Consider the following 26,010-nt stretch of genomic DNA (forward strand, 5'->3'; position numbering starts at 1 on the left):
GGTCTTTTTCTTCTCCACCATTTACTCTGCTCGGTTTTGAAGAATCGTTTGAATTTTTGTCACCATTAAGTCTATCGCCACATGGTTTTGGCCGCCTTCTGGGATGATGATATCGGCGTATCGTTTCGTCGGTTCAATGAATTGATTATGCATCGGTCTGACAACAGATACATATTGTTCAATCACAGAATCGATCGACCGGCCTCTTTCCTTCGTATCGCGTAAAATACGGCGGATGATGCGAAGGTCTGCATCTGTATCAACATACAGTTTAATATCCATTAAGTCTCTCAAACGTTCGTCTTCGAGCGCAAAGATACCTTCAACGATAATGACATCCTTCGGCTCAACATGAACCGTCTCTTCTGAACGTGTGTTTAGTTTAAAATCGTATATTGGTTTTTCAATGGATTCGTATCTTAGGAGCTGTTCCAAATGCTCAAACATCAGGTCATTGTCGAATGCAAGCGGATGATCATAGTTCGTGAGCAGGCGCTCTTCAAATGGCATATGACTTTGATTTTTGTAATATAAGTCTTGCTGAAGCATGAGGATGGAATGTCCTTTAAATTTTTCATAGATTGAATTGGTGACGCTCGTTTTACCTGAACCCGAGCCGCCAGCAATACCAATGACAACTGGTTTACTCCTCATGTGGCTGTTATTTCCCCTTTCTCATCATGTTGCTAGGGTATACTTTTTGATCAAGCTTGAATTTGACGATTTGCAGCGGATGACGAGCAGCATCTAGTTCATTTCCTTTTTCATCCCAAATCGTTTCAATTTTGCATGTGAAATTCTCAATTTCTGGTCCGAAGAATTCGACTTCGTCACCTTGCTTAAAGAAGTTACGCTGCTGCAATGTCACGATTTGTTCTTTTTCATCATAATGAAGAACAAGACCTGCGAAATCAAATGTCGTTTTCTTTCCATGAATGCCAAACATTTGTTCATCTGTTCCTGGTACGCCTTCGAAAAAGGCTGGTGCTGTGTCACGGTTTGCACATTTATCTAATTCATCTAACCATTCCTGCTTAATGACAAAATTGTCTGGATCAGCACAATACGCATCAATGACTTTGCGGTATACACTTACAACAGTGGCAACATAATGAATGGATTTCATCCGTCCTTCTATTTTTAAGCTGTCAATTCCCATTTCGATCATTTGAGGAATGGATTCAACAAGCTTCAAATCTTTTGGACTCATTGCAAATGGCGCATCTTCCTCAGCAAATAAAGGCGCTTCCTCAGAACCTTCTAGTTTATAAAGATCATAATCCCAGCGGCAGGACTGGCAGCAGCCTCCGCGGTTAGAATCTCTTGCCGTCATATGGTTACTGAGCACGCAGCGGCCAGAGTATGCGATACACATCGCACCGTGAATGAATGTTTCGATTTCAATATCGACCTTTTCTTTCATTTCTCTAATTTCTAGCGCACTAGTTTCACGTGCGAGCACCACACGCTCAAGCCCTTCTTCCTTCCAAAACTGAACAGCTTTCCAATTTGAAAGAGATTGCTGTGTGCTTAAATGGACTTCAAGCTTCGGTGCAACACGTTTACATGTTTCAATGATCAGTGGATCAGCTACAATAATGCCTGCTACTCCAGCGCTTTCGATCCCTTGAAGGTATTCCTCCAGCCCGTCCATGTTTTCATTGTGGGCGAAGATATTTGTTGTCACATAAATGCGTGCACCATATTTGTTTGCAAATGCGACACCTTCTGCCATTTCTTCAATTGAAAAGTTATCTGCATTTGAGCGAAGTCCAAATTCTTTCCCGCCAATAAAAACAGCGTCAGCTCCGTAATGTACAGCAATTTTCAGCTTTTCCAAGTTTCCTGCGGGTGCAAGCAGTTCTGGTTTTTTTGTAATGACACGTTTACCATCAATCATTTCAGAAATACCATCTTTCAATAATGCCATTTCCTCTGCCTCCTCTTATCTTAATAAACCGTTTCTTTAAAGAAGAACCCTGTATCAATCGAACGATTCACTGGCTGAATCTCTTCAATCCGCTTCACCCAGTCTTCTTTCTGATCTTCATACGCGTCTTTGTCAGTCGTTAGTAAATCAATTGCTTTTCTATAAAGTGATGTCACCTCTGTCATATAAGAAAGTGACTTTAAAATTCCGTCAATTTTAAATGAGTCAATGCCTGCGTCAACAAACTCTTCTAATTCGTCAATCATACACACATCATTTGGACTCATAATATGTGTCCCGTTTGCATCCTCGAAAATAGGGTATTTGTTTTGACGCTCTTGGTCATGCAGGAATAGCCCTTCCTCCATATTTCTGCCTACGACATCCATTTGTTTGCCCTGGTATTCAAAGTAGTTGCCGATGAGCGTACGTTTTGATTGAAACATACATGTCATGCCATGAACTTGAATTTCAATCTCCACTTCAGCATTTTCTTTGATGTCGATCACACTGTCCATGTTCAGCTCTTTAGCAAGAACAGCACGCGATGCGCCTTTTCTGCCCCAATAGTTACAAGTGTAATAGTTGGTTCCAGTCGTTTCTGTACTCCAGTGAAGGTTCAGGTTCACCCCTGTTTCCTTTGCGGCCATGATCACGGCCGGGTCTCCAAAAACGACGCCGTCCACGTTTAATGAATCGAGAAAGGTTAAATAATCTCCAAGCAGCTGCACGCGGTCATTATGAAAAATCGCATTCATTGCCACATACACTTTTTTGTGATGGGCATGTGCAAGCTGAACCGTTTGTTTCACATCTTCTCTTGAAAACTCACCTGCAAGACGAATACCGTATGTTTGTTCGCCTATTAAGAATGCATCAGCTCCTGCCTCAATTAATGGCAGTACGTCTGACACGCTGCTTGGCGTCACAAGCAATTCTGGTTTCTTCATGATTGGTCACCTCTTTTTGTACTAATGGCGATCCCGTCTCCAACTGGAATAATGCACGTTTGGAAATCAGGGTTTGACATGAGCCATTGATTGTATCGATCAATTTTTCCAATTAATTGTTTTTTTCGTTTATCTTCAATTTCTTCTTCATAATTCGTTGCCACTAAGCCTTTAAATAAGACATTGTCTGTAATAATCATTCCGTCATGAGCGAGCATCGGTTCAAACAATTCAAAGAAACGCTTGTACTGCCCTTTTGCAGCATCAATAAAGATCACATCATAGGGCGCCATCGTTTGGACCGTTTTAGCCGATTCCATCGCATCACCAAAAAACACGTGTATTCTTTCTTTTAACTTTAATTCCTCAATGTTCCGTGTCGCTTCTTCATAGCGCTTTGCATTGCGCTCAATCGTATAAATCTCAGCATCTGGCAGAGCTGTTGCCATTCGAATGGCGGAATAGCCAATCGCTGTCCCAACCTCAAGAATTTTTTTCGGCTTTTTCATCGAAAGCAGCTGCAGTAAAAGCTCAATGCTAACCTTTTCCATAATTGGCACATGATGCTCTTTTGCATAGATCTCTAATTGAGCGATTGCATCAGGACTTGGGTGAATTAAATGTTCAATATAATCATTTATTCGATCATCTTCGATAGTCATTATCTGTCTAGCTCCTTCATGACCTGAAAAAGAAGAGTCCTGCCTATTGCAGCTCTCTCTCTCGTCAATCTTTCGTTCATCTAAGTAAAAACAACCCGATATATTTTACCACAAAGAAGTGGCAATTGCGAACCTATAAAATGGAGATTCCAACGAAAAAAACTGCAGGCAATCTCGTATTGTCTACAGTCTTTTTCGATTCACTTGTACATTAATTGCTGCCTGTGATGTATTTCGCTTTTGCTTTATTATGCTCATTTAACGTTTTCGTAAATACGACTTCGCCATTTTTCTTCGCAAGGAAGTAAACGTAATCCGTTTTCTCTGGATGCAAAGCGGCTTTCCAAGAAGATTCACCAGCATTTGCAATAGGTCCAGGCGGCAGCCCTTTGTTGTTATACGTGTTATAAGGAGATTTCACTTTTAGGTCTTTGTAATACACGCGGGATTTATGCTCACCAAGTGCATAAAGAACGGTTGGATCAGTTTGAAGCGGCATGTCCTTTTTCAACCGGTTATAGAATACACTTGAGATTTTTGCCCGATCTGTCTTTTCTGTTGCTTCCATTTCAATCAGTGATGCCATCGTTAACACATCATGTATGGACATGTTTCTCTTTTTCATGTCTTTTTCATACGTTTTCACGTATTGATCTGTTTGTTTAATCATCGTTTCAATGATCGTTTCGAGCGATTCATCCTCACGATAAAATGGATACGTAGCAGGGAATAAATAACCCTCCAACGGATGTTTCACCTGTTTTCCATTCACCTGTGATGTCACGGTTTTCGGATATTTTTTCATTAGTGTTTGAATAAAATCAGGATCATCCAGCTTCGCTTCAACTTCCTTCGCTGAAAAATTCGTCTGATTTGCAATAATGGCTGCAATATCAGACAGCTGTCTTCCCTCTGGAATCACAAGCTGAAAGGCGTAATCTGTCCCGCCAGATGTCAGCTTTTTGATCAGCGTGTCTGCGTCCATTGTTTGTTTTAAATGAAAATATCCCGCTTTAAAGCCGGACGCCTTTTTGTATTTTGCATAATAAGTAAAAATCGCGTCATTCGAAATGAGCCCATTTTCTTTTAAAATGCCCGCAATTTCGCGGACAGATGTCCCATTTGGAATATGAATATTAATGGTTTGTTTACTTTTTTGATCGACCGGTCCGAGTGCTGATTTAACATATAAAAAGCCTGATAATGCTGCAATGATGATGACAGCAAGGACAGATAACAGGACGATCCCCATTTTTCTTTTGAAGAATGGTCGTTTCTTTTGTTCTGAAAACATGCATGGCCCTCCTCACATCTAGCTTTTATAGTACATGATTCGACGGAGTTCGGCAATTCCTTGCTTATGCATGTCATGACAGAACTTGCCACAAAACGGCTAAACCAACGCCGCCACCGCTTCCAATAGCAGCCATGACATAGCTTCCATTCGGTAAGCCGCGCCCTTCATAAAATAATCTCACCATCATAGCAGCTCCTGACGCGCTGTAAGGATGCCCAAGGCAAAGTGCACCGCCTCTTCTATTGATCCGGTCATATGGTATCCCCAGCGTCCGGGCAATAAGTGCAGCTTTCAGCGCAAACGCTTCATTGATTTCAAATAACGCCACTTCCTCTGCCTTGATGTTCTCTTGATGTAAAAGCTTCTTGATCGCATCAATTGGTGAAGCAGCTGGAAAATGAGGATGTATCGCTGTCACAGCACTTCCGGCGTATCGTAGCATTGCCTTATATCCACTTGCTTCCGCTAGCGATCTTTCCATCACAGCGACGGCGGCTGCTCCGTCTGCTTCCTTACAGCTATTGGCGGCGGTCACAGTTCCTTTTCCCGGTAAAAATACAGGCTTTGCCCGCTTGATCAGCTTTGCCATCGGTCTTATTTTAGCAGCCGCTTCATCTATGTTCATCCCGTCAATCGAAACGATTTCTTCTGAATATGTACCATGTGTGAATGCTGCTAAACTTCTTTCCCAGCTTAAAAGGGCATAGTCATCTTGTTCTTTTCTCGTGACAGAAAATGCCGACGCGGTCAGCTCAGCTGCTTCTCCCATATGCGGATCTCCTATCCGCTCCGGTGAAAAGCGGGCTCTCTCTTTCATTGGTGATCTGGAAATGCTCTCAGTCCCGCCAGCGATATACATCGTGCCCTCCCCCGATTGAACCATGACGCAAGCTGTTCTGATCGCTTCAAGACCCGAGGCACACTGCCTGTCAATTGTCATACCGGGAACGTGTAAAGGAAGACCTGCTTCTAAGGAGGACAGACGGGCCATATTTCCACCGCCTCCGACGACATTGCCTAATATGACGTCATCCGGTGTCCTCATCTGAGACAAATGCCGAATAAGGGGAGCGGCTAATTGCTCTGGGCGATAATTTTTCAGCATCCCATTTTTGTCACCGAAGGGTGTTCGTTTTGCTTCTACGATCACTGCTTGCATGACAATTGCTCCTCCGCCCACTTTTTCATGCTCGCGCGGGCTATTTTTCCGCCGGATGTTTCAATCATTTGATCAATCACAAGCCATTTTTTTGGTACCTTGTAGGCCGCCAGCTTTTCTTTAACAGCTTGTCGAACCCCCTTTATTTGCGGCACTTGCTCCAATATGGCAACAGGGATTTCACCCCAATATGGGTCAGGAACGCCAACCACAATCGACCGTTTGACCTCTGGCTGTTCATTTAGCACACGCTCAATTTCTTCTGGGAAAATATTTAGTCCTCCATAGACAATCATGCCATTCTCACGACCGCACATATACAGATAACCGTCTTCATCCAGCCATCCCATATCGTAAACTGTCAGCCACTCCTCCGGCGGTTTCTGCTCATGCAAGTAACCTGAAAAAGTCATTGGGCTCTTTACATAAATCCTCCCTGTTTCATTTGGCTGACAGACAGATTGATCGGGCCGCCTTACTTCTACTTGAATGGAGGAGAAAAGCCGTCCAACAGAAGTAGGTTTTTGCATAAAGTCATTTGAAGACAAATAAGAGACAAAACTTAACTCTGATGTGCCATAAAAATCAAAAAAAGTGACATGTGGATAGTTGGTCACGAGCTGTTCTTTTGAAGAGATGCTCCAATCTGCTCCCGATGACATGACAAGAAGCGGATTGTCTTCTCTAAAAGCTTCAATTTGCAGTAACGTTTCTGTCATTGTTGGGACAGTATACATCACGGTGATATCACCTGCCTCTAAGGCTTTCTTCGCTTTTACTGGCACAAATTTTTCTAAAAGCGTCACTGTGCCGCCAAAGTATAATGTACTGATGGCACCATATAAAAAGTGAGAGGATAAGAGTGTACCTAATATAAGAGCATGATCTTGATGAGTGATTCCAAATGAAGCGGCGGTCATTTGAAAGCTCTCGATCCAAGACTGCTGACGCCTAATAAAGGCTTTCGGTGAGCCCGTTGATCCTGACGTAAATCCCATATAAAAGACAGGATCCTTCTCGGTATCGCAGCTGTTATATGGACTGTCTGTGAGAAGGCTCATTCTTTCCTTCCATTCAGATAAAGAAAGAAGCGGCATGTCCACGCTTCCCTGTTCAAATCTCTTTATCAATCGATCCTCTATAATGGCGAGATCCGCCTCACTTAACAGGAGCTTTTCGACACATTCTTCATGACTCCATCTCGGATCAAGCGGAACGGCTGTCCATCCTGCATAAGCAGCGCCCGCAAATATTTGCAAAAAAGAAGCACCATTTGATAATAAAAAAGCGATTCTTTTTTGCTGATGAGCCGTTCCTTGTAACCACTGTGCTGATCTCTGCACACGTTCATACCAATCTTGATATGTAATGCTTTCTTGCTCATCTATGATGGCAATCTGATCTGGTTTCATTTCTGCATGTACTGCATAGCTTTCCGTTATTCTGTTCAAACTGCACGCCTCCCTTTATGCAGATCCCTTTTTCGATATGACAGGGCCTGTATGATTTTGACCGTAAAGACAGCACACATTCCCGCTTTGATGAGATCACCTGGAAGATAAATCAAACTAAGGAAAGCCGCCTGCGAGACCTTCATATGCATCATCATGGCTTGAAAGGGGATGCCGCACATATACAAAATCACAATACTGCAAACCGCATAGATCACAAAAAGACGCAGTGCGGTTACTTTTTTCAGCCGGTTCACCCATAAGCTGATCATGAAGGCAGCAACAGGATAAGCAAGAAGAAAACCACCGCTTGGACCAAAAAAGACCCCTATCCCGCCTCTCCCGCCTGACAAAAGAGGTGCGCCTGCTGCCACAACCAAAAGAAAAAGACATAAACTGATTAGTGCTTGTTTAGGCTTTAACAGCCCGCCAGCAAGCAAAAGACCTGCGGTTTGCAATGTAATCGGTACAGGTGTAAATGTAAGTAAAATCGGCGGGATTAAGCCTAACATCCCGATGACCGCTGTCATTAACGCTATTTGCATCATATCTTGTATTTTCAATCTCCATGCCCCTCACTCAATTTATTGTTAAAAACAGAGTAAAAGGTACAATTCATTATGTCAACATAAAATAAAATAAAGTTAACATATTAATCATAAAAAAAGACCTGTGAAGAAAGATCAAGAAGATCTGTTCACAGGCCTTTTATTTGTTCTATTCTTCGTCTTCTTGATCTAAGAACGTATTTAACGTTTCTTCAATCATGTCCCATTCTTCATCCGTTTCAATCGGCTCTAGCTCGCCATCTTCACCGTCTTCGTTCGGTGTAAAGCTTGATGCATGAATTTCAATTTCCTCATTGTCTTGCTCAGAAATTGGGTAGTAAAGGACATAAGATTTGTTAAAATGGTCGCTTTCAAAAGTAAATAGTACTTCGCAAAGCTGTTCATTTCCATTATCATCAACGATTGTAATTTGCTTTTCTCCGTGTTCCATTTGATTCACCTCATTTTAATTTAAGCTGTCTAAATATCCTTGCAGGATCATAACAGCCGCCATTTTATCAATGACTTTTTTACGCTTTTGTCTGCTCACATCTGCAGAGATGAGCATTTTTTCCGCTGCCATTGTTGACAGACGCTCGTCCCAAAGCACAACAGGAACATTGTACGTGTTTTCTAGCACTTTCGCAAATGATTGGCTGGCTTCGCCTCTAGGACCGACCGTGCCGTTCATATTTTTTGGAAAGCCAAGTACAATTTTATCCGCTCCAAATTCTGCAACGATCTCAGACAGGCGGCTGAGACCAAAGTCTCCGCCTGCTTCATCAATTTTAATTGTTTCAATCCCTTGCGCTGTCCATCCCATTTCATCACTGATCGCAACACCAAGGGTTTTCGTGCCTAAATCTAAGCCCAGAATTCTCATGTTTTACGCCTCTTTATGTGTCTCTAAGTACGATTTAACCAATTCCTCAATTAATTCGTCTCGTTCTAGTTTACGAATTAGGTTGCGTGCATCCTGATGTCTTGGAATATAAGCAGGGTCGCCTGACAGCAAGTATCCGACAATTTGATTGATCGGGTTGTATCCTTTTTCTTGGAGTGCGTCATGAACTGTAATGAGCACTTCATTCACATTGGTTTCAGCTGAATCATCAGAGAAGTTAAACTTCATTGTCTTATCAAATGAACTCACTGCTTCTTGCACCTCTCTTCCAACATTCTACTAGCAAGCTTTTTTCTAACCGCTCATCTAATACCATTATTCTACACTACATCGCCTGATTATAAAACGGATTTGACAGATTCTTCGACAGTTGCCAGTGCTTCTTCAAGCTTTTCTGGTTGTTTTCCGCCTGCTTGTGCCATGTCTGGACGTCCGCCTCCGCCTCCGCCGCAGATTTCAGCTGCCTGCTTCACAAGCTTTCCTGCATGAAGACCTTTTTCGATCACGTCTTTTGTCACTCCTGCTGAAATGTTTACTTTTCCGTTTTGAACGGCTCCCAGGACGATGACAGCTGATCCTAATTTAGCTTTTAAGTCATCAACCATTGTTCTTAAATGGTTCATGTCTTTAGCGTTTACTTTTTCAGTTAATACTTTCACTCCGCCAACTTCTGTCACTTTCTCTAAAATAGAGCCTGCTTCTGCTTGGCTTAATTTCGCAAGGAGAGATTCGTTTTCTCTTTGAACCTCTTTTAAATCTGCCTGTAATGAAGCAATCCGTTTTGGTACATCCTTCGTATTTGACTTCAGCTCACTTGCTGCCTGTTCTAAAATCGCCAGCTGGTCATTTAATTCTTCATAAGCGCCTTTACCAGTCACAGCTTCAATACGGCGTGTTCCAGCACCAATACCCGACTCAGACGCGATTTTAAACAAACCGATTTCCGCAGTGTTCTGCACGTGACAGCCGCCGCATAGCTCGATGCTGTAATCGCCCACTTGGACAACACGGACAATATCGCCATACTTCTCGCCAAAGAGCGCCATTGCACCCATTTCTTTTGCTTCAGCAATTGGTTTCAGATCAATAGCAACTGAGATACCTTCCCAAATCTTTTCGTTCACGATTTTTTCAATCTGAGACAATTCTTCTTTCGTCACTTGTCCAAAGTGAGAGAAATCAAAGCGAAGTCTGTCTTCATTCACCAATGACCCTGCTTGGTTCACGTGGCTTCCTAATACATCTTTCAGCGCTTGATGCAGAAGGTGTGTCGCTGTATGGTTTTTCACAATGCCTTTTCGAAGAGCTGATTCCACTTCAGCAGTGACCTCGAGACCTTTTTGAGCCGTACCGCTTACGACGACTCCTTCATGGACATGCTGACCGTTTGGTGCTTTTTTCACGTCTTTGATCTCAATGATGGCTTCTGCACTTTTTAGTGTCCCTTTATCAGCCACTTGTCCGCCGCTTTCCGCATAGAAAGGTGTTTCATCTAACAAGATTTGCACCGTGTCTCCTTCATGTGCTTCAGAGACAAGTTCACCATTTTGAAGCAGTTCGATAATGCGAGTTTCCGCAGTTAAATTTTCGTAGCCAACAAAGGTACTTTCCACTTTAATATCGCCTAAAGCGCCGCCTTGAACCTGCATACTGCCGACATCTTGTCTCGCATTTCTTGCCCGTTCACGCTGCTTCTCCATTTCCGCTTGGAAGCCTTCTCGATCAACTGTCATGTTTTCATCTTCTGCGTATTCTTCTGTCAGCTCGACAGGGAATCCATACGTGTCATACAGCTTAAATACATCTTCACCTGAAATTTGTGAACTGCCTTTGTCTCTTTCTTTTTTGATCACTTCTGACAAAATCGCTAACCCTTCGTTCAGTGTTTCGTGGAAACGTTCTTCTTCGTTTTTGATGACTTTCGCAATAAATTCTTCTTTTGCTTGTACATCTGGGTAGAAATCCTTCATGATCTCAGCAACAACTGGCACTAGATCATACATAAACGGACGGTGGATATGAATCGTTTTTGCATAACGCACAGCGCGGCGCAGCAAACGTCTTAATACATATCCGCGGCCTTCATTGGAAGGAAGCGCACCGTCGCTTACAGCAAAGGCAACTGTCCGGATATGGTCAGCAATGACTTTAAATGCTGTATCTTTTTCCTTCGCCAAACCATAGCTTTCTCCAGAAATGGTTTCGACTGCACGAATAATCGGCATGAAAAGGTCTGTATCGAAGTTCGTTGGCACATTTTGAATGACAGATACCATTCGTTCAAGGCCCATCCCTGTATCTATGTTTTTCTTCGGAAGTGGGGTATATGATCCATCTGGATTATGGTTGAATTCAGAGAACACAAGATTCCATACTTCTAGATAACGCTCGTTTTCCCCGCCTGGATATAATTCTGGATCGTTCATGTCGTCACCGTATGATTCACCGCGGTCATAGAAAATTTCTGTATTTGGTCCGCTTGGGCCCTCGCCAATATCCCAGAAGTTTCCTTCAAGGCGAATAATACGTTCTTCAGGCACACCAATTTTATCTCTCCAAAGAATATATGCTTCTTCGTCCTCTGGGTGGACTGTCACAGATAACAAATTCGGATCAAAACCAATCCACTCTTCACTTGTGAGGAATTCCCACGCCCATTCAATGGCCTCTTCTTTAAAATAGTCACCAATAGAGAAGTTGCCAAGCATTTCAAAGAACGTGTGATGGCGTGCTGTCTTCCCTACATTTTCAATATCATTCGTACGAATCGATTTTTGCGCGTTGCAAATACGCGGATTGTCAGGTACGACGCGGCCATCAAAATATTTTTTTAATGTTGCCACCCCACTGTTGATCCATAAAAGTGTCGGATCGTCATGCGGTACAAGTGACGCACTCGGTTCTACAGCATGTCCTTTTTCTTTAAAAAAGTCTAAAAACATTTGACGTACTTGAGCTGAAGTTAAAGTTTTCATTCAAAAATCCTCCCTTTTCATTCATCAATCTCCACACAAACGAAAAAACACCCCGCCCTATGCAAGCACAAAACGACTTACACAGGGACGAGATGTTCTCGCGGTACCACCCTGATTATAGACAAATTCGTCTATCACCTTCACATCCGATAACGCCGGAAGAGAGCGGCAGTGTTTATCTGCACTCGGGACTAGCTTCCGTTAAAGGTCTGATAAGGCTTTTCACAGCAAATAAAGCCTCTCTCTGCAACAGCTTTTTAACGTACTCGGGTCCGTCATTGAATTTCAATATGTATGAATCGAAATTATTATAGACAACTCGGCTCGTCTTGTCAATGAACGCTTCGCCTCATCAGGATATATTGCACAATGATCACCCTAATAATCGCAGCTGCTGGTACAGCTAAAATCATCCCAATTAAGCCAAACAGCTCCCCTCCTGCAAGCAAGACAAGCATAATGACGACAGGATGCATATGAAGGCTTCGCCCTACAATGATCGGGCTGAGGACATTGCTCTCTAAAAATTGCAGCACCGCTACTGTGATCAATACAATGATGACCGATTTCACTGAGATGGTAAACGCAATAAAGATGGCAGGAACTGCGCCAATTATCGGTCCAAAATACGGAATCACGTTCGTTGCTCCTATCAGCATGCCAAGAACGAGCGGATACGGGATATGGAAAAGCCAGAGCACAATGGCTGCTGCACCCCCGATTAAAGAACAGACAAGCAGCTGCCCTCGAATATAATCACCAAGCGATTCATCCACTGCTTTGACAAAGGCATGCCCCCTCTTCCTAAATGATGGCGGCGTTAAATACCATGCCGCCCGCTTCATCGTGTTCATGTCTTTTACCATATAAAAAACAAGAAAAGGGATGAGTGCTGCAACTAAAACGTAATCAAATAAAACTTTACAGCTAAGAATCATCCGCTCAGCGCTATTGGCTGCATATGTCTCCGATTGAACAATGAAGCGGTCCAAGCGGTCGTGAAGTCCGTCAGGCCAGTGGCTCGTATGATGATGAATATGTGATAAAGCGCCATTATACGTTTCCGCGATGACAGGAATTTGTTCTGACAGCTCATTTAACTGTGCGATCATAACAGGCGCTCCTTTATAAACCGCAAAACCAATCCCGCCAAAAAACAGGACATAGATGAGTAAGAGACTGATTGTTCTCGGCAGCCCTCGTGCATGCAGTCTTTCGACAATAGGATAAAGCAGGTAAGAAATAAAAATGGCGATGAGAAGCGGAATGAGAACCGCCTTCAGCAATACAAAAACAGGCATCCATAACTCGTCGAGCTGCAGTAAAATGAGCAAGGATGCAAGGACAAGCAGGACCCCTGCAGCATATATCAGAAATTGGATCGGACGTTTCTTCACCTTTTTCACCTCTTTCCTTATTGTTTAACCATTTTCTGCAATTATCCACGTAAATAAAATTTGTCCTAACTTTGTTAAAAATGAATACACATGAAACATACAGCTCCATCCAAAGTCACTGTTTGCAGTAAAATCTCGTCAGAAAATATTCCATTATTTACTTCTTTTTACACAAGTTGTGCTAGAATCCACTTTAGCTTTAGTCAATGAAACACAAGAGGAGGTTCTTCATGATCACATTCGAAGAAGTCAACAAGCATTATGGCCATTTCCATGTACTTAAGGACATTAACCTACATATTCAAAAAGGGGAGGTTGTTGTGATCATCGGTCCTTCAGGGTCTGGTAAAAGCACGATGCTCAGGTGTATCAATCGTCTTGAAAGCATTGATGCGGGAAAAGTTCTCGTCAACCAAGTGTCTGTTCAGCATCCGAAGACCAACATCAATCTTGTCAGGCAAAATATCGGAATGGTCTTTCAGCATTTTCACCTCTATCCGCATAAGACGGTGCTTGAAAACATTATGCTTGCGCCGATGAAGGTCAAAAAAGTAAGCAAGGAAGAAGCAAAGGAAACAGCTGAATTTTATTTAAATAAAGTCGGCATTCCTGAAAAGGCAGACACCTACCCTTCACGACTCTCTGGCGGACAGCAGCAGCGCGTTGCCATTGCAAGAGGGCTTGCGATGAAGCCGGAGGTGATGCTTTTCGACGAACCGACATCTGCACTTGATCCAGAGATGATCGGCGAGGTATTAGATGTGATGAAGCAGCTGGCCCGTGAAGGCATGACCATGGTTGTCGTCACACATGAGATGGGCTTTGCCCGCGAAGTGGCCGACCGCATTGTCTTTATTGATGAAGGCAGAATTCTTGAAGAATCAACACCGGCTGCATTTTATGAAAAACCGCAAGAGAAACGCGCTCAATTGTTTTTAAGCCGTATATTAAATCACTAGGGGGAATGGTTTGATGAAAAAAATGAAACGCTTTGGCCTGATGCTCTTTATGACTTGCTGCATTGCCGCTTTGGCTGCTTGTGGATCTACTGAAAAAGGGTCAACTGATGCAAAACAAGGAAGTTCTTTAGAAACCATTAAGAAAGACAAAAAAATCATTTTCGGTGTAAAAAATGACACACGTTTATTCGGTCTAAAAAATCCGAGCAGCGGTGATATTGAAGGATTTGATATTGACATTGCAAAAGCCATCACAAAGGAAATACTCGGCGATGAAGGAAAAGCAGAATTCAAAGAAGTCACATCTAAAACGAGAATTCCTTTACTTCAAAAAGGAGATATTCATGCGATTGTTGCGACCATGACAATTACAGAAGAACGTAAAAAAGAAGTCAATTTCTCAGATGTATACTTTGAAGCAGGACAATCACTGCTTGTGAAAAAAGGAAGCGACATTCAATCCATTGATGATCTTAAAAAAGGAACGAAGGTGCTGGCCGTAAAAGGCTCTACTTCTTCTCAAAATATCCGCGAGAAAGCACCTGAAGCATCCGTATTAGAATTCGAGAACTATCAGGAGGCTTTTACAGCATTAAAATCAAACCAAGGGCAAGTGCTGACAACTGATAATGCGATCTTATTTGGTATGGCAGATGAGGATTCAAATTATGAAGTGGTCGGCGGCACCTTTACAGATGAGCCTTATGGCATTGCTGTGAAAAAAGGAGATCAAGAATTAACAGATGCGATCAATAAAGCCTTAAAAACGTTAAAAGACAATGGAGAGTATGACAAGATTCTTAAAAAATGGATCAAAGAATAGCATTTGATTCGTCAAGATCAATGCCTCAGGTGAGCCGCTCCTTGGCTCCCCTGTTGATCAGGAAGGAAGTGAACTGATTGCTGCGGTTTTCCATTCTCACTGAAAACGTTCATCTTTATTTAGAAGGCTTTAAATATACCATTGGTGCAAGTGTCATTGCTCTGATTGGAAGCTTTTTGATCGGTACACTCATTGCCATTATGAGAATTGCGCCACTCAGGCCGCTCAACTGGTTAGGGACGGCTTACGTGGAATTTATTCGGAATATTCCGTTATTATTGATCACCTTTGTTTTCTTCTTTGGTTTACCAGTGCTGGGTATAGTAGCAGATGGTTTTACTGCTGGAACGATCGCTCTTGCCATTTATACGTCTGCCTTTATTGCTGAAGCCATTCGTGCAGGGATACAAGCTGTGCCGCTTGGACAAATGGAAGCAGCCCGTGCTTCAGGTCTGTCATATGGCGGGACGATGCGGTATATCATTTTGCCGCAGGCGATTAAAATCGTCATTCCCCCTCTTGGGAATCAATTTATTAACCTTGTCAAAAACTCCTCTATTTTAGGTGTCATTGCAGGGTTTGATCTTATGTATCAGGGAGACCTCATTGCGTCTAGAACATTTGTGACGTTTGATGTCTACATCTTTGTCGCCATGTTCTATCTGCTATTAACCATTCCGCTCAGTCTAGGTGTTGGTTATTTAGAAAGAAGATTAGCAAGAAGCCACTAGAAAGGAGGAAACATCATGGATTTTATAGGTGCCTACCAGCCTGATCATCTCGCCTTTTTACTTGAAGGATTTGCTGTCACCTTAAAAGTGGCTTTTATTTCCATCATTTTGAGCTTTATCATTGGATTAGTCGTTGGCACATTGCGGTTCGCTCAAATTCCGGTTTTATCAAAAGTGCTTGCGGTTGTTGTAGAAACCATTCGGAACCTGCCGCTTTTACTGATCATCTTTTTCACATATTTTGCATTGCCTGAAATCGGCATTAAGCTGAGCATCACAGCATCTGCTATTGCAGCTTTAACCGTGTTTGAATCTGCGATGCTGTCAGAAATTATTCGGAGCGGCCTTAAATCAATTGATAAGGGTCAGATCGAAGCAGCCAGGTCTTCTGGTTTAACCTATATTCAAACATTGAAAATGATTATTATGCCGCAGGCCCTGCGCCGAATGGTGCCGCCAATTGTCAGTCAATTCATATCCCTTTTAAAAGATACGTCGCTTGCTGTTGTCATTGCGCTTCCAGAATTATTACATCACGCACAAATATTAAATGGGCAAAGCCAATCCTATTTACTGCCGATATTCCTATTGGCAGCTATGATGTATTTTGTCGTCAATTTCAGCTTATCTATTCTTGCAAGACGGTTAGAATACAGGCAGGCATAAAATGAACATCCGCTCTTGACGGATGCCTCAGCGTATAGACCGGTTTTTCGATCACGCTGAAAAAAACAAAGGGCTAAAATGAAGATCATTTTAGCCCTTTTTGTTTACATCATTCTCATAACACGTTTTCTTAGCTTTTTCATATCCCGCTTTGATGGCATATCATATCGGCTTGCAAAGTGATATGCGAGTGCACCTGCACCAAGCGTTAATAGTGAAGAAGTCATTTTGCCCATTCGAAATTCCCCCTTAACACTTATAATTGAATTGAACGTTCATCGTCACTAAACAGATCATCTAAGCTGCTTAGTGTCCCGTCTTCCTCCACTTGGTGTGTAGATATTTTGCCTTTCGACAGTGTCAATTCAATAAAACAGCCCCAGCAATAATATTGATTGACCCCAATTTTTCCGATGTCTTTACATTTGCAATTTGGGCAAATGAGCATAATCAGCACCTCTTTACGTTCGGTTTAGAACCAGTGCTTCCTTTTGAACGTTCATCAAGGTTCCGGCAGCCTGCAGCTGTTTCCGAATCCCTGATAGCTCTGTAAAGAAGCCGTCCGAGAGTTCATATGCTACGATTGTGCCCGAATTTGAGCAAAAGTATACATCTTCCAAAATGCCTAAATTTTCACCATCAGGTGACTGCATCATTTTCTTTTTTAATTTTGAAAATAACAAGAATGGAGCAGAGGAATCCATGCCCACTCCCTCCTGACAGCTCACATACAAACCTTTATCTGTCAGCTGATCAAAAGCAGAGAATGGAATGAGTGCACAGTCTTTCTTTTTCCCCTCTAACACATATCCTCCGCAGCTGCCTCCGGCTAAAAAGCAAATATCTTTTATGGAACCAAGTGATTGGGACAGCTCATCTGTATAGATCGTCATTCCTTCAAGTTCTCGGCATGTTCTCAAAATGTGCTCAACCACCTTTTGCGGAACAGTCTTATCGTGTGCGTTTGCTTCATGACTCATACGAAGAAATGGCTTCCATGAACAGAATGGGAGAAGTTCTTTTCATACTAAAAGGCTTCCATATGGAAGCCTTCTACTCATGCATAAAATCAAATGGAGTGATTCCCTCCATGCCAATATTTGCGTCATGTACACTAAACGGAAGCTCTTTTTGGAGCGCTTCAAGTTCTGCATCCATGAATTGTTCAGTTTGCACCAGCCGCATTGTTAAAGACGTTTGTCTGAGGGAATCCTCATTGTTTTTCACGCCCCACTCCAGCGCTGATTCCTCGCCGCACAGTATTAAAAACTTTTTACTGCGTGTAATGGCTGTGTACAGTAGATTCCGCCGAAGCATTCGGTAATAGCTCCTCACGACTGGCAGCACAACAATCGGGAATTCACTTCCTTGTGATTTGTGAATAGAGCAGCAATAAGCATGTGTAAATTGATGAAAATCTTTTTTTGTAAAGGTGATTTCATTTCCATCAAAGGAGATCACAGCCATGTCTTCTTTTTCTGTATTTTCTTTTGCATAAAAAATCGAGACAATTTCACCGATATCGCCGTTAAAAATGTTGTTCTCCGGCTGATTCACAAGCTGAAGCACCTTATCACCTGTCCGGTACACCACATCACCAAACGGGATTTCTCTGCCCTTTGGTTTTTTAGGATTCAAAATGTGCTGCAGCATTTTGTTGAGCTCATTGATGCCTGCTTTTCCTTTATACATCGGTGCCAGCACTTGAATATCCTTTGCCGAAAACCCTTTTTGAGCAGCATTGCTGACAACTTTCTCAATGACTTCTTTCATTTGATCAGCTGAACACTGAATGAAGGACCGATCCTTTGAGCGTGCAGTGATATCCTTTGGCAGCACACCATTTTTCATATCATGTGCAAGTTCAACAATGGTGGAGCCGTCTGCCTGCCGGTAAATATCTGTCAGGGTAACAGCCGGCACGGCTTTTGAGGCAAGCAAATCCCGTAAAACTTGGCCTGGTCCGACAGATGGCAGCTGATGTTCATCCCCTACCATAATCACTTGGATATGATCAGGAATGGCTTTAAACAAATGATTCGCCAGCCAAATATCCAGCATACTTGATTCATCAATGATGACAAGCTTTCCTTCAATCGGCTGTTCCTCATCATGAGAGAAGCCCTCCGAACCATTCCAGCCTAGCAGCCGGTGAATGGTGACAGCTGGAAGCCCTGTTGATTCTGTCATCCGTTTAGCCGCCCGTCCAGTTGGTGCCGCAAGCACAAATGGGAAGGATTCATCTTTTTTATAATCACTCGGATCAAGAGAAACACCGTGAAGATCACTGTAAAGCTCGACAATTCCTTTAATGACCGTCGTCTTCCCTGTTCCAGGCCCGCCTGTTAAAAGCAGCATCGGGGACATGAGTGCCTTTTGAATCGCTTCCTTTTGTGTCGGTGCATATTGGACGCCTAACCGCTCCTCCAGCTCACCAAGTGCTAGCAGGAATTCTGATTCAGGAAATTGATCTGCATATTCTGTTTGGGAGACGATTTTCTGAATGCGTTTGGCGACACTTTGTTCTGCATAAAATAAGGATGGATGATAGCAGCGGTCGTCTTCAATGATCATTTCTTTTCCTTCGCCAAGTGCAATGATCTGATTGGCAACATCCATTTCAGTCACTTTGTAATCATTGCCTGTTTGGTTGAGCAGTTTGCGGGTTTCGACGATCAAATCTTTCGTTTGTATGTACGTATGACCGTCCTGTAGACTGGCTGTCTCCACTGTATATAGCAAGGCGGCGCGAATCCGCTCTGGGTCATTACCTGAGATGCCTGTTCTAGCACCAAGCTCATCCGCCTTAATAAATCCGATTCCCTCGACATCCTTGACAAGCTGATAGGGATTTTCCTCGATTTTCTGCAGCGTTTCACTCTCATACACTTGGTAAATCTTCATGCTGAGCTGCGGACCAAAGCCATATTGATTCAGGCTGATCATGATTTGTTCCAGCCCTTGATGCTCCTGAAGCGCTGCGGCCAGCTTATCCGCCTTCTTTTTTGATAAGCGCGGTACATCATACAAAACAGCTGGGTCACGCATAATCTTATGGAGCGTCTGATTGCCAAGCTTCCCGACGATTTCTTCAGCCGTCTTTTTCCCTATCCCCTCAAATAAATCACTTGAGAGATAATGTATGATTCCTTGCTTCGTTGTTGGTACTTCCTTTTGAAAATGAGTGGCCTGAAACTGTTCACCAAATTTCGGATGGCTTGTCACTTTGCCATAAAAGGTGTAGGTTTCCTCCTCATGAAGTGCTGGGAAGTAGCCTGTGACAGATGCTGTTTTTTCCTCTAAGTTTTCCGATGTTTCAATGACTTTTACCTTTAACACCGAGTATAAATTACTTTCATTATGGAAAATAACGGCTTGAATGGTCCCCTTTAAAAACGGTTCGTCCTCAAGCTTCATTTGATCTGGATGTTCCTGCACAGGTCTTCCCTCCTTCCATCTATTCTGCCTCTTGAATCAGCTTTTGCGCATGTAGTGCCAGCATATGGTCAGGCTGCACGTCAATGGCTTTACCCAGCATCTCAAGTGCTTCGTCTTTTTTCTCTAAGTACGCATACGCAACACCTAAATTATAAAAGGCATCTGCATGCTGCGGATCACGCGTGATGACTTCACTAAAAGTTGTCACCGCTTCTTCCAGCATGTGTTCATTGGCTAAGCACATGCCAAATTGGAATCTTGCTTCATTATCTTCTTCATTTAGTTCAACGGCACGCTGAAGATACGGCATCGCAAGCTTTGGCTGCTCTAATTTGATGAGCGTCTGCCCAAGCATATAAAACAAATCACTATTTTCCATGCCCGCTTTTAGTGCTTGTTCAAAGTAGTCTTTCGCTTTCATAAAGTCTTCTTTTAATGTATATACATTTCCTGCTCCATAATAGGCTGCAGCTGCAGTATGATCAAGTTCAATTGCTTTCTGAAAAAAGTTTAAAGCGCGTTCAAATTCATTGATACTTGAAAGTAAGTTCGCAAAGTTAATATATGGAACCGGGTCCTTCGGGCTTTCTTCTATCGCTTTTGTAAAAGCTTCAGCTGCTTTTTCGATATTCCCTTGATTCAAGGCTTCTATGCCGATTTCGTTATAATTCATTCGCTCTCTCATCCTTTCATTAAAAAACCTCAACAGCGACGTTGAGGTTTTGAAACATGCTACACATACGACAGCTTTTGACCATCTTTGAAGACATCGTCAATTGTACCGCCGCCAAGACATTCGTCGCCATCATAAAAAACAACCGCTTGTCCCGGGGTAACAGCACGAACAGGTTCATCAAAGATCACCATCGCTTCTTGCTCACCTGTCATTTTGACCTTCACATGGTGATCTTCTTGACGGTATCTGAATTTTGCTGTGCAAGTTAATTCACCGTTTTCTCCGACAATATGAGGACGAGTCCAGCTGATATTAACAGCTGAAATGCTTTCAGAGTATAAAAGTGGATTGTGGAAGCCTTGTTCAACAAACAAGATGTTTTTCTCCAAGTCTTTTCCAACGACAAACCAAGGATCACCGCTGCCGCCAATGCCAAGTCCTTGGCGCTGACCGATCGTGTAATACATCAGTCCATCGTGCTCCCCTTTTACTTCTCCGTCCATTGTCTGCATCACACCAGGCTGTGCAGGCAAATATTGACTGAGGAACGTTTTAAAGTTTCTTTCTCCAATAAAGCAGATACCTGTTGAATCTTTTTTCGCTGCTGTTGCGAGCTCTGCTTCTTTTGCCAATTCACGAACCCTTTTTTTCTCTAAATCACCGATTGGGAACATGACTTTATCAAGTTGTTCCTGTGTCAGCTGATTTAAGAAATACGTTTGGTCTTTGTTTGCATCAAGACCTCGCAGCATTTTGACTTCATCACCAGTTCGATCAACACGAGCATAGTGTCCTGTTGCCAAATAATCCGCACCAAGTGAAAGTGCATGCTCAAGGAATGCCTTGAACTTAATTTCTTTGTTACACATGACATCTGGGTTTGGCGTTCTGCCCGCTTTATATTCATCAAGAAAATATTGAAACACTTTGTCCCAATATTGCTTCTCGAAATTCACTGCATAATAAGGGATTCCAATTTGGTTACATACGCGGATGACATCCTCATAGTCTTCCGTTGCTGTGCAAACACCATTTTCATCGGTGTCATCCCAGTTTTTCATAAATATGCCGATGACATCATAGCCTTGCTCCTTTAACATAAGAGCGGCAACTGATGAATCGACTCCTCCGGACATACCGACCACAACTCTTGTATCTTCTGGTCTTTTTGTCATCTTCATCAACTCCAATTTCAATGAAACAACATGCGCGTTTCGTTCTTCAGGTGCTTCGCTGTTTCATTTTTCACACACGAACAAAAGGAAGCATTTATTTGGCTAGGCGTTTGACAACAGCCGCTATCTTATGTGCCGCCTGCTTCACATGATCCTCTTCATTCCCAAGACCGAAGCTTATTCTGACTGAGGATGTCAGCTCTTTTGCTTCTTCGCCATACATGGCGCTTAACACGTGCGAAGGAAGGACAGATCCAGCCGTACATGCCGATCCGCTTGAAACAGCAATTCCTTCCATATCTAAATTCACAAGCAGCGATTCAATGGAGACGCCCGGGAAATGAACATTTAAAATGTGCGGCAATGTCTCTTTCGAATGTCCATTGATAGAGAAATTGAGAGATTCCTCTTCGAATACTTGCAGCATGGTTTCTTTGAGCTTACCATAATGCATCGCTTTTTCTCTTCTATTTTGCTTCGTTAATTGAACAGCTTCTGCAAGCCCAACAATTCCTGCCACATTTTCAGTGCCGGCACGGCGCTTTCTTTCTTGTTCGCCTCCGAATATTTGCGGAGAAAGTTTCACGCCTTCGTTTACATATAAAAAACCTGTTCCCATCGGACCATTCAGCTTATGGCCAGAAGCAGATAAAAGATCAATATGGAGATCTGCTGCATCAATGGGCACTGTGCCAAACGCCTGCACTGCGTCTGTATGAAAATGAGCAGTGTGATTACGCAGAAGTTCGCCAATGGCTTTGATTGGCTGAATCACACCTGTTTCATTATTGCCGTACATGACGGTCACAAGAATCGTATCATCTCTCAATGCTTGATTTAATTGATCAAGATGAATCAATCCTGTTTCGTCCACATCTAAATATGTCACTTCAAATCCTAGTTTTTCTAGGCGTTCACATGTATGCAGCACCGCATGATGCTCTGTTTTCACTGTGATGATATGTTTTCCTTCATGCTGTCTTGCCATGGCAACACCTGTAATTGCCAGGTTGTCCGCCTCGGTTCCACCGCTTGTGAGGATGATCTCCTGCGGTTTACAGTGTAATTCTCCTGCAATGACTTCTCTTGCTTCATCGAGCCACTTTCTTGCCTCGCGCCCATATGAATGAATACTAGAGGGATTGCCAAATATCTCTGTAAAGTACGGCATCATCTTGTCCACAATACGCTGATCCATCGGCGTTGTGGCCGCATGATCTAAATAGATTCGTTCCATTTCCGGTACACCTCTGATCTAAATATAGAACATATACGAGTCTTGATCCCCGTCATCTGTGTAGCTTGCCAAGTCTTCAAGAGTTGTATTGTCTAGTACGTCTTTTACTGCATCACGAATACGAATCCATAGTTCACGCTTTGCTGGTTCTTCGTTTTCGATGACTTCAACAGGACTAATGGGTCCTTCTAATACACGAATAATATCACCTGCTGTGATCTCGTTTGGTTCATGTGCAAGAACATAGCCGCCATACGCTCCGCGGATACTTTTTACAAGACGGGCATTGCGGAGTGGTGATACAAGCTGCTCTAAATAATGCTCAGACAAATCATTGTTTTGAGCGATTGATTTTAATGATGTAGGGCCTTCGCCATGTTTTTTGGCTAATTCGATCATGATCGTCAGACCATATCTGCCTTTAGTTGATATTTTCAAGTTAAACACCTCTGCGTTTTCTATTCTATGTCATCAATTATTTTTCTGATTTCATATACGCCGATAAATAGACCAGAAGCAATTATATCATACTTTCAGACAACTTTCATTTACGGGTTCTGAGCATGATAGAAGGACGAATCCCTTTTCTATTTGAAGAAATTTCGGTACTCTATACAAACAAGACATTGCTATAGGAGAGATAATTATGAAACCTTTAGCGTACCGGATGCGCCCAAGTCATATTGAAGACATTATTGGGCAGGAGCATCTTGTTGGAGAAGGTCAAATTATTAGGCGAATGGTCGAGGCAAAACATTTATCCTCGATGATTTTATACGGACCGCCGGGCATCGGCAAAACATCGATTGCAACCGCGATTGCTGGCAGTACAAGCATTGCTTTTCGAACGCTGAATGCGGTCATTCATAACAAAAAGGATATGGAAGCTGTTGCCGCTGAAGCGAAAATGAGCGGCCAGGTGATCCTTATTTTAGACGAAGTCCACCGGCTTGATAAAGGAAAGCAGGATTTTCTTCTTCCTTATTTAGAAAATGGCATGATCATTTTAATTGGGGCAACGACGGCTAATCCCTACCATGCGATCAATCCTGCCATTCGAAGCCGGACACAAATATTCGAGCTGAAGCCGCTTGAAACAGAGCAGATCAAAGCTGCGTTAACAAGAGCCTTACAGGATGAGCATCGAGGGCTTGGCGGCTATGAGGTGACAGTGGACGATGAAGCGATGAATCATTTTGCCAATGGATGCGGAGGAGACGTGCGTTCTGCTTTAAATGCACTCGAGCTCGCTGTCTTATCGACAAAAGCTGATGAGACAGGGCATATCACAATCACTCTTGCCGCAGCAGAAGAATGTTTACAAAAAAAGAGCTTCTCACATGACAAGAATGGTGATGCTCATTATGATGTCCTCTCGGCTTTTCAAAAATCCATTAGGGGATCTGATACAGATGCGGCGCTGCATTACCTTGCCAGACTGATCGAAGCAGGAGACCTTGAGAGCATTTCCAGAAGATTACTCGTGATGGCTTACGAGGACATTGGCTTAGCCAGTCCGCAGGCTGGCCCCCGCGTGTTAAGCGCAGTACAAACAGCAGAAAGAATCGGTTTCCCAGAAGCACGGATTCCACTGGCGAACGCAGTGATTGAGCTGTGTCTTTCTCCTAAGTCCAATTCAGCATATAAGGCGATTGATGCGGCACTTGGTGATATTCGTACAGGGAGAATTGGTGAAGTTCCAGTTCATTTAAAAGATGCTCACTACAAAGGCGCCACAGCACTCGGAAGAGGCGTCGATTACTTATACCCGCATGATTACGAAAACGGCTGGGTGAAGCAGCAATATTTACCTGATCCGCTGAAAAACAAGCAATACTATGTACCGAAACAAACCGGAAAATTTGAAGGTGCATTGAAACAGGTCTATGAAAATTTAAAACGCCAGAAATAAAAAAAGCCCCCTGCATGTTAGCAGGCGGGCTGTTTATTTATCCTTCACACGTGTAATTGGAATATCTTTTAAAAGCTTCATAATGACATGACCACCCATGATCAGCCCAGCAACAGACGGAACGAATGCATTGGATGATGGCGGCATTTGCGCCTTGCGAATCTTCGCTTCATCATTTCCAACTTCTTTTCTGACATCTTCACGAATAACAATCGGACTTTCATCAGAGAAAATGACTTCAATTCCTTTACGAATCCCTTCCTTACGCAGACGTGTTCTCACAACTTTTGCAATAGGGTCGGTATGTGTTTTTGAAATATCATCAATTTTGAAGCGTGTCGGATCTGTTTTGTTCGCAGCTCCCATACTTGAAATGATGTTCACACCTCGTTTCAGACACTCTTTCATTAAATGAATTTTATAGTGAATGGTATCTGAGGCATCAATGACATAATCAAGCGGATACTCAAAAAATTGTTCGTATGTTTCCTCTGTATAAAACATCTTCAGCGCAACAACTTCACATTCTGGATTAATATCAGCGATTCTCGCCTGCATTAAGTCAACCTTTGGCTGGCCAACTGTTGATAGCAATGCTGGAAGCTGACGATTTACATTTGTAATATCAATATCATCTTTATCAACAAGAACAATACGGCCAACGCCTGAACGAGCGAGTGCCTCAACTGCGAATGAACCAACGCCGCCCACACCAAGCACTGCAACTGTACTGTTTTTTAGTATATTTAAGCCTTCCTTGCCAATGGCAAGCTCGTTTCTTGAAAACTGATGTAACAAGTGCCTCACTCCACCTTTATTTAAAATGAATCGAAAGAATCATATCATATTCAGACTTCTCCGTCATCCTTCTCTAAAAGAAAAAAACACAAAAAAGTCCCGATGACGCCGCCAGCATTTCCTTCGTTTTGAACCCCGCACCATGCAGGTGGGTGCTTTCTTCCTGACTTTATAAGTCCTCTATAGAGGCATTTATGCAGAAAGGAAAGGCAAGCTCCCGTATAAAAAAATGTTCGGTCAAAACTAGGTAACCACCGTACGTATCAGGACTTTATTTATTATTGATGAAAGCATATCATAGGCATATTTCTTTTTCAAGCGT

Annotated in this window: 27 protein-coding genes, 1 other RNA gene and 1 other annotated feature; of the genes, 5 read left to right on the top strand and 23 right to left on the bottom strand. The window is 42.8% G+C overall.

What is annotated here, in order from left to right:
* Positions 1-21: 21 nt before the first annotated feature.
* The 13 genes from udk to NSQ25_RS12260 all read right to left on the bottom strand — a co-directional run bounded on the left by udk (position 22) and on the right by NSQ25_RS12260 (position 13,273).
* Positions 22-654, bottom strand: coding sequence for a uridine kinase (gene udk, locus NSQ25_RS12200; protein WP_024423106.1), 633 nt, complete (start codon positions 652-654; stop codon positions 22-24).
* A gap of 7 nt (positions 655-661) precedes the next feature.
* Complete coding sequence (locus tag NSQ25_RS12205) at positions 662-1,930, bottom strand: U32 family peptidase (RefSeq protein ID WP_061109402.1); 1,269 nt, start codon at positions 1,928-1,930, stop codon at positions 662-664.
* 20 nt (positions 1,931-1,950) lie between these two features.
* Positions 1,951-2,880: a peptidase U32 family protein gene (locus NSQ25_RS12210; RefSeq protein WP_176966912.1), complete on the bottom strand. Its 930-nt coding sequence runs from the start codon at positions 2,878-2,880 to the stop codon at positions 1,951-1,953.
* On the bottom strand, positions 2,877-3,542 hold the full coding sequence (locus NSQ25_RS12215; protein WP_039180249.1) for an O-methyltransferase: 666 nt from the start codon (positions 3,540-3,542) through the stop codon (positions 2,877-2,879). The genes NSQ25_RS12210 and NSQ25_RS12215 overlap by 4 nt, the downstream gene beginning before the upstream one ends.
* A gap of 211 nt (positions 3,543-3,753) precedes the next feature.
* Positions 3,754-4,836: an endolytic transglycosylase MltG gene (gene mltG, locus NSQ25_RS12220; RefSeq protein WP_065214590.1), complete on the bottom strand. Its 1,083-nt coding sequence runs from the start codon at positions 4,834-4,836 to the stop codon at positions 3,754-3,756.
* A 73-nt stretch (positions 4,837-4,909) separates the two neighbouring features.
* The gene (locus NSQ25_RS12225) at positions 4,910-5,998 is read right to left on the bottom strand and encodes an acetyl-CoA C-acyltransferase (protein WP_326136210.1); all 1,089 of its coding nucleotides are present in this window, start codon (positions 5,996-5,998) and stop codon (positions 4,910-4,912) included.
* On the bottom strand, positions 5,986-7,449 hold the full coding sequence (locus NSQ25_RS12230) for an acyl-CoA synthetase (protein WP_326136209.1): 1,464 nt from the start codon (positions 7,447-7,449) through the stop codon (positions 5,986-5,988). Before NSQ25_RS12230 ends, NSQ25_RS12225 begins: the two co-directional genes overlap by 13 nt.
* Positions 7,446-8,012 (bottom strand): biotin transporter BioY, encoded by a 567-nt coding sequence (locus NSQ25_RS12235; RefSeq protein ID WP_034279938.1) that lies wholly within the window; start codon positions 8,010-8,012, stop codon positions 7,446-7,448. The genes NSQ25_RS12230 and NSQ25_RS12235 overlap by 4 nt, the downstream gene beginning before the upstream one ends.
* Before the next feature lie 154 nt (positions 8,013-8,166).
* Entirely contained in the window at positions 8,167-8,448 is a 282-nt protein-coding gene (locus tag NSQ25_RS12240; RefSeq protein WP_024423112.1) for a DUF1292 domain-containing protein, read from the bottom strand.
* Between the two features lie 15 nt (positions 8,449-8,463).
* Positions 8,464-8,880, bottom strand: a complete 417-nt coding sequence (ruvX, locus tag NSQ25_RS12245) for a Holliday junction resolvase RuvX (protein ID WP_024427871.1) — start codon at positions 8,878-8,880, stop codon at positions 8,464-8,466.
* Between the two features lie 3 nt (positions 8,881-8,883).
* Entirely contained in the window at positions 8,884-9,150 is a 267-nt protein-coding gene (locus tag NSQ25_RS12250) for an IreB family regulatory phosphoprotein (RefSeq protein WP_008358522.1), read from the bottom strand.
* An 89-nt stretch (positions 9,151-9,239) separates the two neighbouring features.
* Positions 9,240-11,876, bottom strand: coding sequence for an alanine--tRNA ligase (gene alaS, locus NSQ25_RS12255; RefSeq protein ID WP_214755508.1), 2,637 nt, complete (start codon positions 11,874-11,876; stop codon positions 9,240-9,242).
* Positions 11,877-11,956: 80 nt separating this feature from the next.
* Positions 11,957-12,164, bottom strand: a binding site (T-box leader).
* Between the two features lie 44 nt (positions 12,165-12,208).
* Positions 12,209-13,273 carry an AI-2E family transporter gene (locus NSQ25_RS12260; protein WP_041118105.1) on the bottom strand — a complete coding sequence of 355 codons (1,065 nt, stop codon included), beginning with the start codon at positions 13,271-13,273 and terminating at the stop codon, positions 12,209-12,211.
* A 230-nt stretch (positions 13,274-13,503) separates the two neighbouring features.
* On the opposite strand from NSQ25_RS12260, the gene NSQ25_RS12265 reads away from it, so the two are divergent.
* From NSQ25_RS12265 to NSQ25_RS12280, 4 genes are all read left to right on the top strand, one after another.
* Complete coding sequence (locus NSQ25_RS12265; protein WP_041086396.1) at positions 13,504-14,232, top strand: amino acid ABC transporter ATP-binding protein; 729 nt, start codon at positions 13,504-13,506, stop codon at positions 14,230-14,232.
* Positions 14,233-14,245: 13 nt separating this feature from the next.
* Positions 14,246-15,055: a transporter substrate-binding domain-containing protein gene (locus NSQ25_RS12270; protein WP_034279926.1), complete on the top strand. Its 810-nt coding sequence runs from the start codon at positions 14,246-14,248 to the stop codon at positions 15,053-15,055.
* A 77-nt stretch (positions 15,056-15,132) separates the two neighbouring features.
* The gene (locus NSQ25_RS12275; protein WP_024427868.1) at positions 15,133-15,786 is read left to right on the top strand and encodes an amino acid ABC transporter permease; all 654 of its coding nucleotides are present in this window, start codon (positions 15,133-15,135) and stop codon (positions 15,784-15,786) included.
* Positions 15,787-15,801: 15 nt separating this feature from the next.
* Positions 15,802-16,452 (top strand): amino acid ABC transporter permease, encoded by a 651-nt coding sequence (locus NSQ25_RS12280; protein ID WP_024427867.1) that lies wholly within the window; start codon positions 15,802-15,804, stop codon positions 16,450-16,452.
* A 104-nt stretch (positions 16,453-16,556) separates the two neighbouring features.
* Here NSQ25_RS12280 and NSQ25_RS12285 read toward each other — a convergent pair whose 3' ends face one another.
* The 8 genes from NSQ25_RS12285 to NSQ25_RS12320 form a co-directional block, all read right to left on the bottom strand.
* Complete coding sequence (locus NSQ25_RS12285; protein ID WP_003216198.1) at positions 16,557-16,688, bottom strand: YrzQ family protein; 132 nt, start codon at positions 16,686-16,688, stop codon at positions 16,557-16,559.
* A gap of 20 nt (positions 16,689-16,708) precedes the next feature.
* Entirely contained in the window at positions 16,709-16,900 is a 192-nt protein-coding gene (locus NSQ25_RS12290) for a hypothetical protein (RefSeq protein WP_003216308.1), read from the bottom strand.
* Positions 16,901-16,913: 13 nt separating this feature from the next.
* Complete coding sequence (locus NSQ25_RS12295; RefSeq protein WP_081279470.1) at positions 16,914-17,432, bottom strand: PRC-barrel domain-containing protein; 519 nt, start codon at positions 17,430-17,432, stop codon at positions 16,914-16,916.
* 73 nt (positions 17,433-17,505) lie between these two features.
* On the bottom strand, positions 17,506-19,890 hold the full coding sequence (locus NSQ25_RS12300; RefSeq protein WP_265192032.1) for an ATP-dependent RecD-like DNA helicase: 2,385 nt from the start codon (positions 19,888-19,890) through the stop codon (positions 17,506-17,508).
* A gap of 19 nt (positions 19,891-19,909) precedes the next feature.
* A complete protein-coding gene (locus NSQ25_RS12305; RefSeq protein ID WP_034279920.1) occupies positions 19,910-20,563 on the bottom strand; it encodes a tetratricopeptide repeat protein in 654 nt (217 codons plus the stop codon).
* A gap of 59 nt (positions 20,564-20,622) precedes the next feature.
* The gene (gene mnmA, locus NSQ25_RS12310) at positions 20,623-21,741 is read right to left on the bottom strand and encodes a tRNA 2-thiouridine(34) synthase MnmA (protein WP_024423123.1); all 1,119 of its coding nucleotides are present in this window, start codon (positions 21,739-21,741) and stop codon (positions 20,623-20,625) included.
* 94 nt (positions 21,742-21,835) lie between these two features.
* Positions 21,836-22,978: a cysteine desulfurase family protein gene (locus NSQ25_RS12315; RefSeq protein WP_326136208.1), complete on the bottom strand. Its 1,143-nt coding sequence runs from the start codon at positions 22,976-22,978 to the stop codon at positions 21,836-21,838.
* Positions 22,979-22,996: 18 nt separating this feature from the next.
* Positions 22,997-23,416 (bottom strand): Rrf2 family transcriptional regulator, encoded by a 420-nt coding sequence (locus NSQ25_RS12320; protein WP_024423125.1) that lies wholly within the window; start codon positions 23,414-23,416, stop codon positions 22,997-22,999.
* Positions 23,417-23,624: 208 nt separating this feature from the next.
* Here NSQ25_RS12320 and NSQ25_RS12325 point away from each other — a divergent pair, with 208 nt between their 5' ends.
* Positions 23,625-24,890 carry a replication-associated recombination protein A gene (locus tag NSQ25_RS12325; RefSeq protein ID WP_034279916.1) on the top strand — a complete coding sequence of 422 codons (1,266 nt, stop codon included), beginning with the start codon at positions 23,625-23,627 and terminating at the stop codon, positions 24,888-24,890.
* A 33-nt stretch (positions 24,891-24,923) separates the two neighbouring features.
* Here NSQ25_RS12325 and NSQ25_RS12330 read toward each other — a convergent pair whose 3' ends face one another.
* Together NSQ25_RS12330 and ssrS are read right to left on the bottom strand one after the other, a co-directional pair.
* Positions 24,924-25,688: a tRNA threonylcarbamoyladenosine dehydratase gene (locus NSQ25_RS12330; RefSeq protein WP_024423127.1), complete on the bottom strand. Its 765-nt coding sequence runs from the start codon at positions 25,686-25,688 to the stop codon at positions 24,924-24,926.
* Positions 25,689-25,780: 92 nt separating this feature from the next.
* Positions 25,781-25,961, bottom strand: a non-coding RNA gene (ssrS, locus tag NSQ25_RS12335) — 6S RNA.
* Positions 25,962-26,010: the final 49 nt, after the last annotated feature.

Source organism: Bacillus sp. FSL R5-0512 (assembly GCF_038593295.1).
GTDB classification, from domain to species: domain Bacteria; phylum Bacillota; class Bacilli; order Bacillales; family Bacillaceae; genus Bacillus; species Bacillus safensis.